At 69.0% G+C, this 12,763-nt stretch carries 12 protein-coding genes and 1 tRNA gene; 10 read left to right on the top strand and 3 right to left on the bottom strand.

Going from position 1 to position 12,763, the window contains the following annotated elements; translation table 11 throughout:
- Positions 1–6: 6 nt before the first annotated feature.
- Together ABD255_RS25165 and sp36 are read right to left on the bottom strand one after the other, a co-directional pair.
- On the bottom strand, positions 7–468 hold the full coding sequence (locus ABD255_RS25165; RefSeq protein ID WP_344218067.1) for a RidA family protein: 462 nt from the start codon (positions 466–468) through the stop codon (positions 7–9).
- On the bottom strand, positions 465–626 hold the full coding sequence (gene sp36 / locus ABD255_RS25160; RefSeq protein ID WP_344218066.1) for a Sp36 family protein: 162 nt from the start codon (positions 624–626) through the stop codon (positions 465–467). The genes ABD255_RS25165 and sp36 overlap by 4 nt, the downstream gene beginning before the upstream one ends.
- 94 nt (positions 627–720) lie before the next feature.
- Here sp36 and bagA point away from each other — a divergent pair, with 94 nt between their 5' ends.
- From bagA to ABD255_RS25140, 4 genes are all read left to right on the top strand, one after another.
- A complete protein-coding gene (gene bagA / locus ABD255_RS25155) occupies positions 721–1,671 on the top strand; it encodes an ATPase BagA (RefSeq protein ID WP_344218065.1) in 951 nt (316 codons plus the stop codon).
- Positions 1,671–2,792, top strand: coding sequence for an ArsA family ATPase (bagB, locus tag ABD255_RS25150; RefSeq protein ID WP_344218064.1), 1,122 nt, complete (start codon positions 1,671–1,673; stop codon positions 2,790–2,792). The genes bagA and bagB overlap by 1 nt, the downstream gene beginning before the upstream one ends.
- 259 nt (positions 2,793–3,051) lie before the next feature.
- Positions 3,052–5,403 carry an endopeptidase La gene (gene lon, locus ABD255_RS25145; RefSeq protein ID WP_344218063.1) on the top strand — a complete coding sequence of 784 codons (2,352 nt, stop codon included), beginning with the start codon at positions 3,052–3,054 and terminating at the stop codon, positions 5,401–5,403.
- Positions 5,404–5,566: 163 nt separating this feature from the next.
- On the top strand, positions 5,567–7,978 hold the full coding sequence (locus ABD255_RS25140; RefSeq protein ID WP_344218061.1) for a penicillin-binding protein: 2,412 nt from the start codon (positions 5,567–5,569) through the stop codon (positions 7,976–7,978).
- A gap of 57 nt (positions 7,979–8,035) precedes the next feature.
- On the opposite strand, the gene ABD255_RS25135 is transcribed toward ABD255_RS25140, so the two are convergent.
- A complete protein-coding gene (locus ABD255_RS25135) occupies positions 8,036–8,503 on the bottom strand; it encodes a GatB/YqeY domain-containing protein (protein ID WP_344218059.1) in 468 nt (155 codons plus the stop codon).
- 26 nt (positions 8,504–8,529) lie between these two features.
- Between ABD255_RS25135 and ABD255_RS25130 the strand changes: the two genes are divergently transcribed.
- The 6 genes from ABD255_RS25130 to ABD255_RS25105 all read left to right on the top strand — a co-directional run bounded on the left by ABD255_RS25130 (position 8,530) and on the right by ABD255_RS25105 (position 12,728).
- Positions 8,530–9,498 (top strand): metallophosphoesterase, encoded by a 969-nt coding sequence (locus ABD255_RS25130; RefSeq protein ID WP_344218057.1) that lies wholly within the window; start codon positions 8,530–8,532, stop codon positions 9,496–9,498.
- Between the two features lie 24 nt (positions 9,499–9,522).
- Positions 9,523–9,599, top strand: a tRNA-Pro gene (locus ABD255_RS25125).
- A gap of 64 nt (positions 9,600–9,663) precedes the next feature.
- Positions 9,664–10,338, top strand: a complete 675-nt coding sequence (gene lipB, locus ABD255_RS25120) for a lipoyl(octanoyl) transferase LipB (protein ID WP_344218055.1) — start codon at positions 9,664–9,666, stop codon at positions 10,336–10,338.
- Positions 10,339–10,370: 32 nt separating this feature from the next.
- Positions 10,371–10,886 carry a hypothetical protein gene (locus ABD255_RS25115; protein WP_344218053.1) on the top strand — a complete coding sequence of 172 codons (516 nt, stop codon included), beginning with the start codon at positions 10,371–10,373 and terminating at the stop codon, positions 10,884–10,886.
- Positions 10,879–11,589 (top strand): carbohydrate-binding family 9-like protein, encoded by a 711-nt coding sequence (locus ABD255_RS25110; RefSeq protein ID WP_344218051.1) that lies wholly within the window; start codon positions 10,879–10,881, stop codon positions 11,587–11,589. The genes ABD255_RS25115 and ABD255_RS25110 overlap by 8 nt, the downstream gene beginning before the upstream one ends.
- A gap of 44 nt (positions 11,590–11,633) precedes the next feature.
- Positions 11,634–12,728 carry a tetratricopeptide repeat protein gene (locus ABD255_RS25105; RefSeq protein WP_344218049.1) on the top strand — a complete coding sequence of 365 codons (1,095 nt, stop codon included), beginning with the start codon at positions 11,634–11,636 and terminating at the stop codon, positions 12,726–12,728.
- Positions 12,729–12,763 lie beyond the last annotated feature (35 nt).

Below are 12,763 nucleotides of genomic sequence, written 5' to 3'. Positions count from 1 at the left end.
GTCCGGTCAGCCGACCTCGACGATGAGTTCTACCTCTACCGGAGCGTCCAGGGGCAGGACCGGGACTCCGACGGCACTACGGGCGTGCTGGCCGGCTTCGCCGAAGACCTGGCCGAACAGCTCGGAGGCGCCGTTGGCGACCTGCGGCTGGCCGGTGAAGTCCGGGGTGGAGGCGATGAAGGCGACGGCCTTGACCACGCGGGTCACCTTCGCCAGGTCGCCGATCTCGGACTTGACCGCCGCGAGGGCGTTCAGCGCACACTGCTGGGCGCACTCGCTGGCGACCTCGGCGGTCACCTGGTCGCCGACCTTGCCGGTGGCGATCAGGGTGCCGTCCCGCAGCGGCAGCTGGCCGGAGGTGTAGACGAGGTTTCCGGTCCGCACCACCGGCACGTACGCGGCGACCGGCTTGGCGACCTCGGGCAGCTTCAGGCCGAGCTCGGTCAGCTTCTCCTCGGGGTGGCTCATGATTGGGCGATCTCCCGCTTCAGGTAGGCGACCAGGTTCTCCGGATTCAGGCCCGGGACGACCTGGACCAGCTCCCATCCGTCCTGACCCCAGTTGTCGAGGATCTCCTTGGTCGCGTGGACCAGGAGCGGCACGGTGGCGTACTCGAACTTCTTCATGAGATGGACTCTAACGGGCGTCGCTGCGCTCAATACATCTCCCGCCCCACCGCCCCGGTCAGTGTGCTGTGGGCCACGTCCTACGCTGGAGGACATGGCGAGGCTGCATGTGGTCACCGGCAAGGGCGGGACCGGCAAGACGACGGTGGCTGCGGCAATGGCGCTCGCGCTGGCCGACCAGGGCAAGCGGATCCTGCTGGTCGAGGTCGAGGGCCGCCAGGGGCTCGCGCAACTCTTCGACGTACCGCCGCTCCCGTACGTCGAACGCCGGATCGCGGTGGGACCGGCCGGCGGCGAGGTGTTCGCGCTGGCCGTGGACGCCGAGGCCGCCCTGCTGGAGTACCTGGACATGTACTACCACCTCGGCCGGGCCGGGAAGGCGCTCGACAAGGTGGGCGCGGTCGACTTCGTCACCACCATCGCGCCGGGCCTGCGGGACGTGCTGCTCACCGGCAAGGTCTACGAGGCCACCCGCCGCAAGGCCCACGGCCGCCTCGCGTACGACGCCGTCGTCCTGGACGCGCCTCCCACCGGCAGGATCGGCCGGTTCCTCAATGTGAACCATGAGGTGGCCGGGCTGGCCAAGGTCGGGCCGATCCGCAACCAGGCGGACGCGATCATGGGCATGCTCCGCTCGGACGTGACCCGGATCCACCTGGTCACGTTGCTCGAGGAGATGCCGGTGCAGGAGACCCTGGACGCGGTGGAACAGCTCGAGGGCCTGGACCTGAAGGTCGGCTCGATCGTGGTGAACATGGTCCGGCACAGCCCGCTCGACGACGAGTCGCTGGCCCTTGCGGTGAAGGAGAAACTGCCCGCGGCCGAGCTCACCCGCGGGCTGAAGGCGGCCGGGATCACCGCCACCAAGGACACCGTCGCCGCGCTGTCCAAGGAGGCGCACGACCACGCCGTACGGGTCGGGCTGGAGCGGGAGAACCGCGACCGAATCGATGCCTTGGGCAAGAAAGTGACCGAGCTGGCGTTGCTGCCGGACGGGATCGACCACGGCGCCCTGTTCGACCTGGCCGAGGAGCTGAGGTACTGATGGCCGATCTCGACCTGGATGCCCTGATCGACGATCCGAAGACCCGGATCATCGTGACGTGTGGTGCCGGCGGGGTCGGCAAGACGACCACCGCCGCCGCCCTCGGGCTGCGGGCCGCCGAGCGCGGCCGGAAGGTCGTCGTCCTGACGATCGATCCGGCCCGGCGGCTGGCTCAGTCGCTCGGTCTGACCGAGCTGGACAACACCCCGCGAGCGGTAGCCGACGTCGATCCGATCAATGGCGGCCGGCTGGACGCGATGATGCTGGACATGAAGCGCACCTTCGACGAGGTGGTGCTCGCTCACGCCACCCCGGAGAAGGCCGAGCAGATCCTGGCGAACCCCTTCTACGTGGCGCTGTCGTCGTCGTTCGCGGGGACGCAGGAGTACATGGCGATGGAGAAGCTCGGGCAGTTGCACAAACAGGCCGAGCGCACCGGCGAGTGGGACCTGATCGTCGTGGACACGCCGCCGTCGCGGTCGGCGTTGGACTTCCTGGACGCGCCCGAGCGACTGGCGTCGCTGCTGGAGGGCAGGTTCCTCCGGCTGCTGCTGGCGCCGGCTCGCGGACCGCTGCGGCTGATGTCGGCCGGGGTGAACCTGGCGATGTCGGTGATGAACAAGGTGCTCGGCGCGCAGGTGCTGACCGACGTACAGACCTTCGCGGCGGCTTTCGACACGTTGTTCGGCGGGTTCCGGGAGCGGGCCGAGAAGACGGTGGCGCTGCTGCGGGAGCCGCACACGGCGTTCCTGGTGGTGGCGGCGCCGCAGAACGACGCGCTGCGCGAGGCGTCGTACTTCACCGAGCGGTTGCGCGAGGAGAAGATGCCGCTGGCCGGCGTCGTCCTCAACCGGGTGACCACCACCCACGTGCCGGACCTGTCGGCCGAGGGCTCGCTGGCGGCGGCCGAGAAACTGGAGGCCGCCGAGAAGTCCGAACTGACCGCGGCCGTACTGCGCCTGCACGCCGTCCGCATGCAGCAGGTGGTCAGCGACCGCAAGCGAGCCGACCGCTTCCGCCGCGGCCACCGCGCGATCGCCACCATCGACGTCCCCGCCCTCCCCGACGACGTCCACGACCTCACCGGCCTCCGCACCATCGGCGCCCTCCTCACCGCCTGATCTGAGAGGTAGGGGAGTCGGCGGTCAGCTTGCCGCGAGAGGCGGCCTACGACCCATCAGCCAGGATTCGTGGCCCGGGTAGTCCGAGCCTGGTGTCACCTGAACCATTCACCGACCTTCCCATGACGTTCTGTTACCACCATTTCGGGGCTGACCGCCTGCTTTCACCCTGAGCGAACGCTCGGAGGTGCCGGGAATGAGCAGGTGGGGATGCTGGTTGAGCCTGTCAGACTCAATCTTCAACAGAGGGTGTGACAGCGTGACTGAGACGTTGAATCTTCCCGTTCTTCCGCTCGACGACGTCGTGGTCCTGCCGGGAATGGTCGTGCCGGTCCGGCTGGCCGACACCGAGGCTCGCGCCGCCATCGATGCCGCACAGGCCTCCGGTCAGGACCAGGTCCTGCTGGTGCCGCGCCTGGACGGGAAATATGCCAAGGCCGGGACGCTCGGCGAGATCGAGCAGATCGGCAGGTTGCCGGGCGGAGCCCAGGCAGCCGTCATCCGGGGTACAGCCCGGGTCCTGATCGGCGCGGGGACCACCGGTCCCGGTGCGGCCCTGTGGGTCGGCGCGACCGTTCTGGACGAAACCACTGACAACAAGTCGGCCGAGCTCGCGCGTGACTACAAGGCGCTGGTGACCACCGTGCTGGAGCGCCGCGAGGCCTGGCAGGTCATCGACTCGGTGAAGCAGGTGAACAACCCTGCGGAGCTGTCGGACCTGGCCGGCTACGCGTCCTACCTCAGCAACGAGCAGAAGAGCTGGCTGCTGGAGACGTCTGACGTCTCCGAGCGGCTGACCAAGCTGATCGGCTGGGTGAAGGACCACCTCGCCGAGCTCGAGGTCTCCGAGACGATCCAGAAGGACGTCCAGGAGGGGATGGAGAAGCAGCAGCGCGAGTTCCTGCTTCGCCAGCAGTTGGCGGCGGTCCGCAAGGAACTGGCCGAGCTGGACGGCAAGGCCGAGTCGGAGGAGGAGGACTACCGCTCCCGCGTCGAGGCCGCTGACCTGCCGGAGCACGTCAAGAAGGCCGCGCTCGCCGAGGTCGACAAGCTGGAACGTACGGCGGAGCAGTCCCCCGAGGTCGGCTGGATCCGGACCTGGCTGGACACCGTCCTGGAGATGCCGTGGAACGAGCGGACCGAGGACAGCTACGACATCCGTGAGGCCAGGGCCATCCTGGACGCGGACCACGCGGGCCTGGACGACGTCAAGGAGCGCATCACCGAGTACCTCGCCGTACGCCGCCGCAGGGCGGATCGTGGCCTTGGGGTAGTCGGCGGACGGCGCAGTGGCGCAGTACTGGCGCTTGTTGGTCCTCCTGGTGTGGGTAAGACCTCGCTGGGCGAGTCCGTGGCCCGCGCGATGGGCCGGAAGTTCGTCCGGGTCGCGCTGGGTGGCGTCCGCGACGAGGCCGAGATCCGCGGTCACCGCCGGACGTACGTCGGGGCGCTGCCCGGGCGGATCGTTCGGGCGATCACCGAGGCGGGTTCGATGAACCCGGTGGTGCTGCTGGACGAGATCGACAAGGTGGGTGCGGACTACCGGGGTGACCCGACGGCCGCTCTGTTGGAGGTCCTCGACCCGGCGCAGAACCACACCTTCCGGGACCACTACCTGGAGGTCGAGCTGGACCTGTCCGACGTGGTCTTCCTGGCCACGGCGAACGTGCTCGACTCGATCCCGGCACCGCTGCTGGACCGGATGGAGCTTGTGCAGCTGGACGGCTACACCGAGGACGAGAAGGTCACCATCGCCCGCGACCACCTGCTCCCGCGTCAGCTGGACCGGGCCGGTCTGTCGGTCGACGAGGTCGCCATTGACGACTCGGCGCTGCGGTTGCTGGCCGGCGAGTACACCCGGGAGGCCGGAGTACGGCAGCTCGAGCGTGCCATCGCCCGGGTACTGCGGAAGGTGACGGCCAAGCTGGCCCTGGGCGAGGAGTTGGGGTCGCTGACCATCAGCGCCGCCGACCTGAAGGGCTACCTGGGCTCGCCGAAGTTCACGCCGGACTCGGCGGAGCGTACTGCGCTGCCGGGTGTGGCCACTGGTCTCGCGGTGACCGGCGCCGGTGGTGACGTGCTCTTCATCGAGGCGTCGCTGGCGGACAAGGAGACCGGCCCGACCGGAGTCACGTTGACGGGGCAACTCGGCGACGTGATGAAGGAGTCGGCGCAGATCGCCCTGTCCTACCTGCGGTCGCACGGTGCGGAGCTGGGTCTGCCGGTCGGTGATCTGGCCGAGCGGAACACCCACATCCACGTGCCGGCCGGCGCGGTACCGAAGGACGGTCCGTCCGCCGGTGTCACGATGACGACGGCGCTCGCGTCGCTGCTGTCGGGACGGCCGGTGCGGTCGGAGGTCGCGATGACCGGTGAGGTGTCGCTGACCGGCCGGGTGCTCCCGATCGGCGGGGTGAAGCAGAAGCTGCTCGCCGCCCACCGGGCCGGACTGACCACGATCCTGATCCCGAAGCGCAACGAGCCGGATCTGGAAGACGTGCCGGAGGCGGTGCTGGCGGAGCTGACGGTGCACCCCGTGAGCGACGTCCGCCAGGTGCTCGACCTGGCCCTCGAACCCGCTCAGGTGGACGCGCGGCAGTTCGCGGCGTAGTACCGGGCTGAGCCGGAACAACGGCCGGCGGGACCTTCCTTCACGGGTCCCGCCGGCCGTTTCGCGTTCCCTTACAGACGCTTCGAAGGACGCTCAGGTTGACGTGACATAAAACACATTCGAGGAATTGGCATGGCGCTGTGATCACGTAGGCTCTATCACCATGCGCGCAAGGGATAAGGGCGATCGAGGCGTCGTCCAGTCGGTGGTTCTGTTCCTGGGGGTGAGTGTCCTTTCGGGGGCTCTCGCGGCGGGTCTGGCGATTCCGTTCGCGGGGCTGGCCGGGTTCACCACCGAGAAGACGTCGGAGACCCTCGAGGATCTGCCACAGGAACTCAAGACCGTCCCGCTGGCCCAGAAGAGCGCGATCCTGGCCGCCGACGGCTCCCTGGTGGCCAACCTGTACGAGCAGAACCGGATCCCGGTGAAGCTCTCCCAGATCAACCCGATCATGCGGACCGCGATCGTCGCCATCGAGGACGACCGCTTCTTCGAGCACGGCGCGCTGGACGCCAAGGGCACGCTGCGCGCGCTGCTGCGCAACCAGACCGAGGGCACCGTCCAGCAGGGTGGTTCGAGCATCACCCAGCAGTACGTGAAGATGAGCCTGATCGAGAAGGCGAACGCCGCCAACGACCCGGAGGCGATCGAGGCCGCGACCGCCGAGACCTACCAGCGCAAGGTCGCCGAACTGCGGTACGCGGTGGCGGTCGAGAAGCAGTTCTCCAAGAGCGAGATCCTGGAGAAGTACCTGAACCTGGCCAACTTCGGCGACGGCGCGTACGGCGTCGAGGCGGCGGCCCGGCACTACTTCTCCACCACCGCGGCCAAGCTGACGCTGCCCCAGGCGGCCCTGCTGGCCGGCCTGGTGAAGAACCCGAGCGGCTACGACCCGACCAACAACGCCAAGCGCGCGAAGGACCGCCGGGACCTCGTCCTGAAGCGGATGCTCGAGCTGAAGGTGATCTCCGTCGCGCAGGCCAACGCCGCACTGAAGACCCCGGTGTTCGACCCGGCCAAGGTCAAGCCGGTCCCGAACGGCTGCGCCAACTCGAAGTACCCGTTCTACTGCGAGTACGTCGTCGCCAAACTGCTGGAGAACCCGGCCTTCGGCAAGACCGACAAGGCCCGCGAGCACTACATCAAGACCGCCGGCATCGTGGTCCGGACCTCGCTGGACCCGAAGATCCAGGAAGCCGCGCAGAAGTCGATCAACGAGCACTCCAAGCCGACCGACTCGGCGGTGGCGGCGATCACCATGGTCGAGCCCGGCACCGGCATCGTGAAGGCGATGGTGCAGAGCAAGCCGTACGGCGGCGGCCGGAACCAGACGGCGTACAACTACAACGTCGAGAAGTCGTACGCCGGCGGCTACGGCGGGTTCCAGAACGGGTCGACGATGAAGGCGTTCACCATCGCCGCCGCGATCCAGAAGGGCATCCCGCTCACCTACCGGATCAACTCGCCGCGGACGATCGACCTGGGTGGGGCGAAGTTCAGCACCTGCACCGGGACCACCACGGCCGGGAACGACTACCGGCCGAGCAACTCCACCTCGGCCCAGGGCGACCTGAGCATGATCGACGCCGCCCGGGCGTCGACCAACACCTACTTCCTGCAACTGTCCGAGCGGATCGGCCTGTGCCCGATCGCCAAGGTCGCGGCCAGCCTCGGCATGTACGACGCGCAGACCAACAAGCCGCTCCAGCAGGTCGTCTCGATGACGCTCGGCGTCGACACGGTGACCCCGCTGATGATGGCCAACGCCTACGCGACCTTCGCCGCCCGCGGCCTGTACTGCGCGCCGCTGCTGATCACCTCGGTCACGGACAAGAACGGCAAGGCGCTCAAGACGCCCGGGCCGAGCTGCAAGCAGGCGCTCGCACCCGAGGTGGCGGACGGCGTCAACTACGTCCTGCAGCAGGTGATGATGCCGGGCGGTACCGGTGGCAGCCTGAAGTTCGGCTCGAGCGACCTGGCCGGCAAGACCGGAACGATCAACGCCAACAAGGCCGTGTGGTTCGCGGGATACTCCACCAGGATGGCCGCGGCCAGCGTGGTGGCCGACGCCAACCTGCCGTACACCAACCTGATCAACCAGACGCTCGACGGCAAGAAGATGCGCGACGCCTCGGGTTCCGGCACCGCCGGACCGCTGTGGAAGACGGCGATGCAGGGCGCTCTGAAGGGCCTGCCGAGCACCCGCTTCACCGCGCCGAGCGACAAGACCAGGCGTGGTGACGTCAAGGACCTGCCTTCGCTGGGCGGGATGAACCCCGACGAGGCGGCCAACAAGCTGCGCAGCCTGGGCTTCCAGGCGCAGATCGCCCCCGGCCAGGTGAACTCGGAGGAGGCGGCCGGCACGGTCGCGTACACCAGCCCGCGCCAGAGCGAGGGTGCCCCCGAGGGCTCGATGGTCACCATCTACGTCTCGAACGGCAGCAAGGCCCAGCAACCGCCGACCGCGCCGAACTCCCCGAAACCGCCCAACCCGCCGAACACCGGCAAACCGGGCAACCCGCTGCCCAACTGCCCGCCCTGGCATCCGAAGTATCCGAACTGCACCGGCCGCTAGCCGGCAGAAGGCGGGCCCACACCGATCGGTGTGGGCCCGCCTTCGCGTTCCGGGGGTCTAGGCGCCGAGCTGGCGCTTCACCTCGGCGGAGACGGTGCCGCCGTCGGCCTTGCCCTTGACCTTCGGCTGCAGGGCGCCCATCACCTTGCCGATGCCGCGGGGGCCCAGTTCGGCCGCGCCGGTGGCGGCGATGGTCTCGGTGACGAGGGCGGTGATCTCCTCGGCCGTCAGCTGCTCGGGCAGGTACTCGGCGAGGATGTCCGCCTCGGCCTGCTCCTTGTCCGCCAGTTCGGTGCGGCCGGCGTCGCGGTACGCCGTGACGGACTCGCGGCGCTTCTTGGCCTCGGCGGTGAGGACCTCGATGACCTCCGCGTCCGACAGCGCGCGGGCCTCCTTGCCGGCCACCTCCTGCTTGGTCACCGCCGTCAGCGCCATCCGCAGGGTCGACTTGCGGAGATCGTCACGCGCCTTGAGGGCCGCGGTCATGTCGTCGTGCAGGCGCTGCTTCATCTCGGAGTTGGACATGCCCACGATTGTGGCAGGCTGGTGAAATGAGTTTCCGGGGGCTTGCCGCCACGACCTTGAAGACCGCCGCCGTCGTCACCGGCGTGGGCGCCGCATGCGTCGCCTACGCGGCGGGTGTGGAGGTGCGCTGGTTCGCCCTGCGCAGGGTGACGGTGCCGGTGCTGCCGGTGGGCGCCACCCCGATCAAGGTGCTGCACCTGTCCGACCTGCACCTGATGCCGAACCAGCAGAAGAAGATCCGGTGGGTGAGCGAGCTCGCCGGGCTGGAGCCCGACCTGGTCGTCAACACCGGCGACAACCTCGCCCACCCGGACTCGGTGCAGCCGCTGCTGCGCGCGCACGGCGAGCTGCTCGACCTGCCGGGCGTGTTCGTCTTCGGCTCCAACGACTACTGGAAGCCGCACTTCAAGAACCCGGGCAAGTACCTGCTGCCGGCGAACAAGCAGCGCCACAAGCCGCACGGCCCGGATCTCCCGTTCGAGGAGTTGCGCGCCGCCTTCACCCGGGCCGGCTGGGCCGACCTGAACAACGCGCGCTCCACCCTCAAGGTGAACGGCCAGCGCCTGGACTTCGCCGGCACCGACGACCCGCACATCAAGAGGGACCGGTACGACGAGATCGCGGGCGAGGTGGACCCGGCGGCGGACCTGTCGATCGGGGTCACCCACGCGCCGTACCAGCGGGTGCTGAACGGCTTCGTCGGCGACGGGTATCCGCTGGTCCTGGCGGGTCACACCCACGGCGGCCAGCTCGCCGTACCGTTCTACGGCGCTCTGGTGACGAACTGCGACCTGGACACGTCCCGGGTCAAGGGCCTGACCACCTGGGGCTACGACGGTCGCCAGGCGGCTCTGCACGTCTCGGCCGGGCTCGGCACCTCGCCGTACGCGCCGGTCCGGTTCGCCTGCCGGCCGGAGGCGACCCTGCTCACCCTGGTGCCCCGCGCAACACCACCGGCAGCCCAGTCGGCAAACCCGATTTCGTCCCAGCGGTAGGCGCATGTAAGCTAACGCCGACTTCGGGCTGTGGCGCAGTTTGGTAGCGCGCGTCGTTCGGGACGACGAGGTCGCAGGTTCAAATCCTGTCAGCCCGACCACCAAGCAGGGCCGGTCACTTTCGAGTGACCGGCCCTGCTTGTTTTCCGGCCTACGCTGGCGGGTGTGAGTGCTATCGAGCGGGTTGATCTCGGCGAAGTGGGCTACGAGGTCGCTGCCGCGGACATGAAGACCTGGGTCGAGCAGCGGCTCGAGGGGGATGCCGGCGATCGGCTGTTCCTGCTGAGTCATCCGCCGGTGATCACCTACGGACCCCGGACCACCCTGGACGACCTGCCGGTCGAGGCCGCGGCGATCCCGACGGTGGCGGTGGACCGCGGCGGCTTCGCGACGTACCACGGGCCCGGGCAACTGGTCGGCTACCTGGTCGTCGACCTCAAGCAGCGCGGGCCGGTCGACATCGTCCGGTGGGTCGAGAACGGACTGATCGAGGCGCTCGGCTCGCTCGGGTTCCCGCTGGTCCGCCGCGACACGCCCAAGGGAGCGAGCAGCCTGGTCGGGGTCTGGACCGAGGACCACCGCAAGCTGTGCTCGATCGGGATGCGGATCCGGCGTGGGGTGACCAGCCACGGGTTCTCGATCAACGTCGACCCCGACATGTCGGTGTTCCACACCTTCACCACCTGCGGCCTGCACGACGTGACGATGGTCTCGCTGGCCGAGCTGGCGGCCCAGCAGGGCATCCAGGCGCCGACCGACCAGCAGGTGCGCGACGCCGTAGCCGTCGCCCTCGGCGCAGCACAGCCGCCGTCGGTGCGGACTGTCAGCCAGGCGAGCTGACCGGGGCGCCGCGGCACCGGTAGCCTGCGGGGATGGGTGACGAGCGCGTCAACGCCGCGGACGCGGACGAGGAGCCGACGCGGCGGATGCCCGAAGACCTCGAGGAGATGCTCGAACAGGCCGATGAGGAGGCCGCGGAGGCAGCCGAAGAGGGCCGGTACGACGCCCCGCCGCTGCCGCCGCCGCTGATCCTGGCCGTGGTCGGACTGCTGGCCGGATTCGTCACCGTAGGACTGGTCTGGCTGAGCGAGCGGGGCTGCGACCAGGTCCGCGGCTCGCCGAACTGCGGGCCGGCCGGTTTCCCGCTGCTCGTGCTGACCGTGATCGTGACGGTCGTGCTGGCCGCCTTCACGCTGACCCGGCTGGCGATGCCACACCCGAAGCTGGTGGCGTTCCTCGGTGTCGGCTTCATGCTGCTGATCGTGCTGGCCTTCCTGTCCGACGACCTGTTGTCCAGTTGGACCCTGCTGGTCGTCCCGGCGCTGACGGCGATTACCTTCCTGATCGCACACCTGATCGCCGGATGGCTGGAGCGAGCCGATGCCTGAACTCCCCCGCTACACCTGTCGCCGGGCCGGCACCCCGCCGCCGATCGACGGCACGATGTCGCACCCCGTCTGGCAGGACGCGCCCTGGACCGGCGACTTCGTCGACATCCGCGGCGCGGACGCCACCACCCCGCGGTTCCGGACCCGGGCCAAGCTGCTCTACGACGACGAGTTCCTGTACCTCGGCGCCGTGCTGGAGGAGCCGCACGTCTGGTCGACGATGGCTGACAAGAACACCATGCTGTTCGAGCAGAACAACTTCGAGTTGTTCCTCGACCCGGACGGCGACGGGCAGAACTACTACGAGTTCGAGATCAACCCGCTCGGCACGATCTGGGAGCTCACCCTGCCCAAGCCGTACTCCGAGGGTGGCGTGGCGGTGGATCCGACGAACCTGCCGGGCCTGCGGACCGCAGTACAGGTGGACGGGACGTTGAACGACCCGGCCGACACCGACACCGGGTGGTCCGTGGAGGTCGCGCTGCCATGGGCGGAGTTGGCGCAGTTCAACCAGGGCCAGACGCCGCCGGCACCGGGTGACGAGTGGCGGATGAACCTGATGCGGATCGAGTGGAACCACGAGGTCGTGGACGGCGAGTACCGCAAGGGCAGCGAGCAGGACTTCTGGGTCTGGTCGCCGCAGTACGTGGTCGACATGCACAAGCCGGACCAGTGGGGCGTGCTCGAGTTCGTCGCCGACTGACCCCGCCCCCGGGCGCGATCCGGGGCGAGGTGACAATGAGTCATATGGCCGAGGACCTTCGCGCGCGGCGGGCGGTGCACCTGCTCGCACTGGTGCAGCGCGCTGACCCGTACCTGCGTGGCCCCGATCAGTTGCGCTGGGCAACGTTGCTGCGGGCCGAGACCGGCACCGTCGAGCCCGCGGTCCACTGGTCGGCCGAGCACGATCCCGCGGTGGGGCTCCGCCTGGTCGCCGGGCTGTCGACGTACTGGTGGATGCACGGCCTGCGGCAGGAGGCCGCTCGCTCGGCGCGTGACCTGCTGAGCGTGCTCGGGCCGAGGGTGCCGGAAGGGCTCGGCGAGGAGTACCTGCTCGCAGTACTGCTGGCTGCCGGTAGTACCGAGGACTTCGATCTGGCTGACCATCTTGAGCAAGCTGCGCTGGTGGTGGAGGGCCTGGACGGGGTGTTCCGGCATCCGGTGACTGTGCTGCTCTGGGCTGTGGCGCTCGGGCCGTTCCTGCCGCCTGACCAGGTGGCCGACGTACTGGCTCGCAATACGGTCAGTGATGATCCGTGGACTTTGGCGGCGATCCAGCTGTGCACCGGCTCTCCCCGGCTGACCGGGACTGACCCGGAGGGCGCTGAGAAGGCCGTACAGGCGGCTTTGGCCCAGTTCCGCCTGCTTGGGGACCGGTGGGGCGTCTCGATGGCTCTGAGCGCTCTGGCGGAGCTGGCAGCGTGGTCGGGACAGCTTGGTCTCTGTGTGGAGCTGACTGGGGAGGCTCTGGCGGTGACCGAGGAGTTAGGCGCTGATGAGGACTCCGCGCTCCTGCTCTGCCGGCGCGCCGACCTCTACCTGCGGCATGGGGACGTCCGGGCCGCTCGGCCGGACTACCAATGCGCACTGCAGTTCGCGGGCACGCCGGAGACGGCGATTGTGGCGCGGCTCGGGCTAGCCAGGGCTGCGCGGCATGCCGGGGATCTCCCTGCGGCCAAGGAATTCGCACTGGCCGCCCTGGAGGGATGCCCAGCAGGTAGCGAGCTGGCCCGAGAAGAAGCGGCCGCCGAGCTGGCAGCGATAGCCGCGTCCGGAGCTGTGGCAGCGGCCACACCGGGCGGCTCTCGCCGGAATTCCGGTGGCTGGTTAGAGTCGGGCTGATCCCTAGCCCAGCGTCTCGACTGCAACGGAGCAGC

Origin of the sequence: Kribbella sancticallisti, assembly GCF_039530625.1 — a bacterium.
In the GTDB taxonomy this organism is placed as follows: domain Bacteria; phylum Actinomycetota; class Actinomycetes; order Propionibacteriales; family Kribbellaceae; genus Kribbella; species Kribbella sancticallisti.
This window is presented reverse-complemented; position numbering and strand designations above follow the sequence as displayed.

Bases quoted from the DNA above. Each gene is read 5' to 3' on its own strand.
- ABD255_RS25165 (WP_344218067.1), bottom strand. From the start codon at position 468: ATGAGCCACCCCGAGGAGAAGCTGACCGAGCTCGGCCTGAAGCTGCCC.
- sp36 (WP_344218066.1), bottom strand. From the start codon at position 626: ATGAAGAAGTTCGAGTACGCCACCGTGCCGCTCCTGGTCCACGCGACC.
- bagA (WP_344218065.1), top strand. From the start codon at position 721: ATGGCGAGGCTGCATGTGGTCACCGGCAAGGGCGGGACCGGCAAGACG.
- bagB (WP_344218064.1), top strand. From the start codon at position 1,671: ATGGCCGATCTCGACCTGGATGCCCTGATCGACGATCCGAAGACCCGG.
- ABD255_RS25140 (WP_344218061.1), top strand. From the start codon at position 5,567: ATGCGCGCAAGGGATAAGGGCGATCGAGGCGTCGTCCAGTCGGTGGTT.
- ABD255_RS25135 (WP_344218059.1), bottom strand. From the start codon at position 8,503: ATGTCCAACTCCGAGATGAAGCAGCGCCTGCACGACGACATGACCGCG.
- ABD255_RS25130 (WP_344218057.1), top strand. From the start codon at position 8,530: ATGAGTTTCCGGGGGCTTGCCGCCACGACCTTGAAGACCGCCGCCGTC.
- ABD255_RS25115 (WP_344218053.1), top strand. From the start codon at position 10,371: ATGGGTGACGAGCGCGTCAACGCCGCGGACGCGGACGAGGAGCCGACG.
- ABD255_RS25110 (WP_344218051.1), top strand. From the start codon at position 10,879: ATGCCTGAACTCCCCCGCTACACCTGTCGCCGGGCCGGCACCCCGCCG.
- ABD255_RS25105 (WP_344218049.1), top strand. From the start codon at position 11,634: ATGGCCGAGGACCTTCGCGCGCGGCGGGCGGTGCACCTGCTCGCACTG.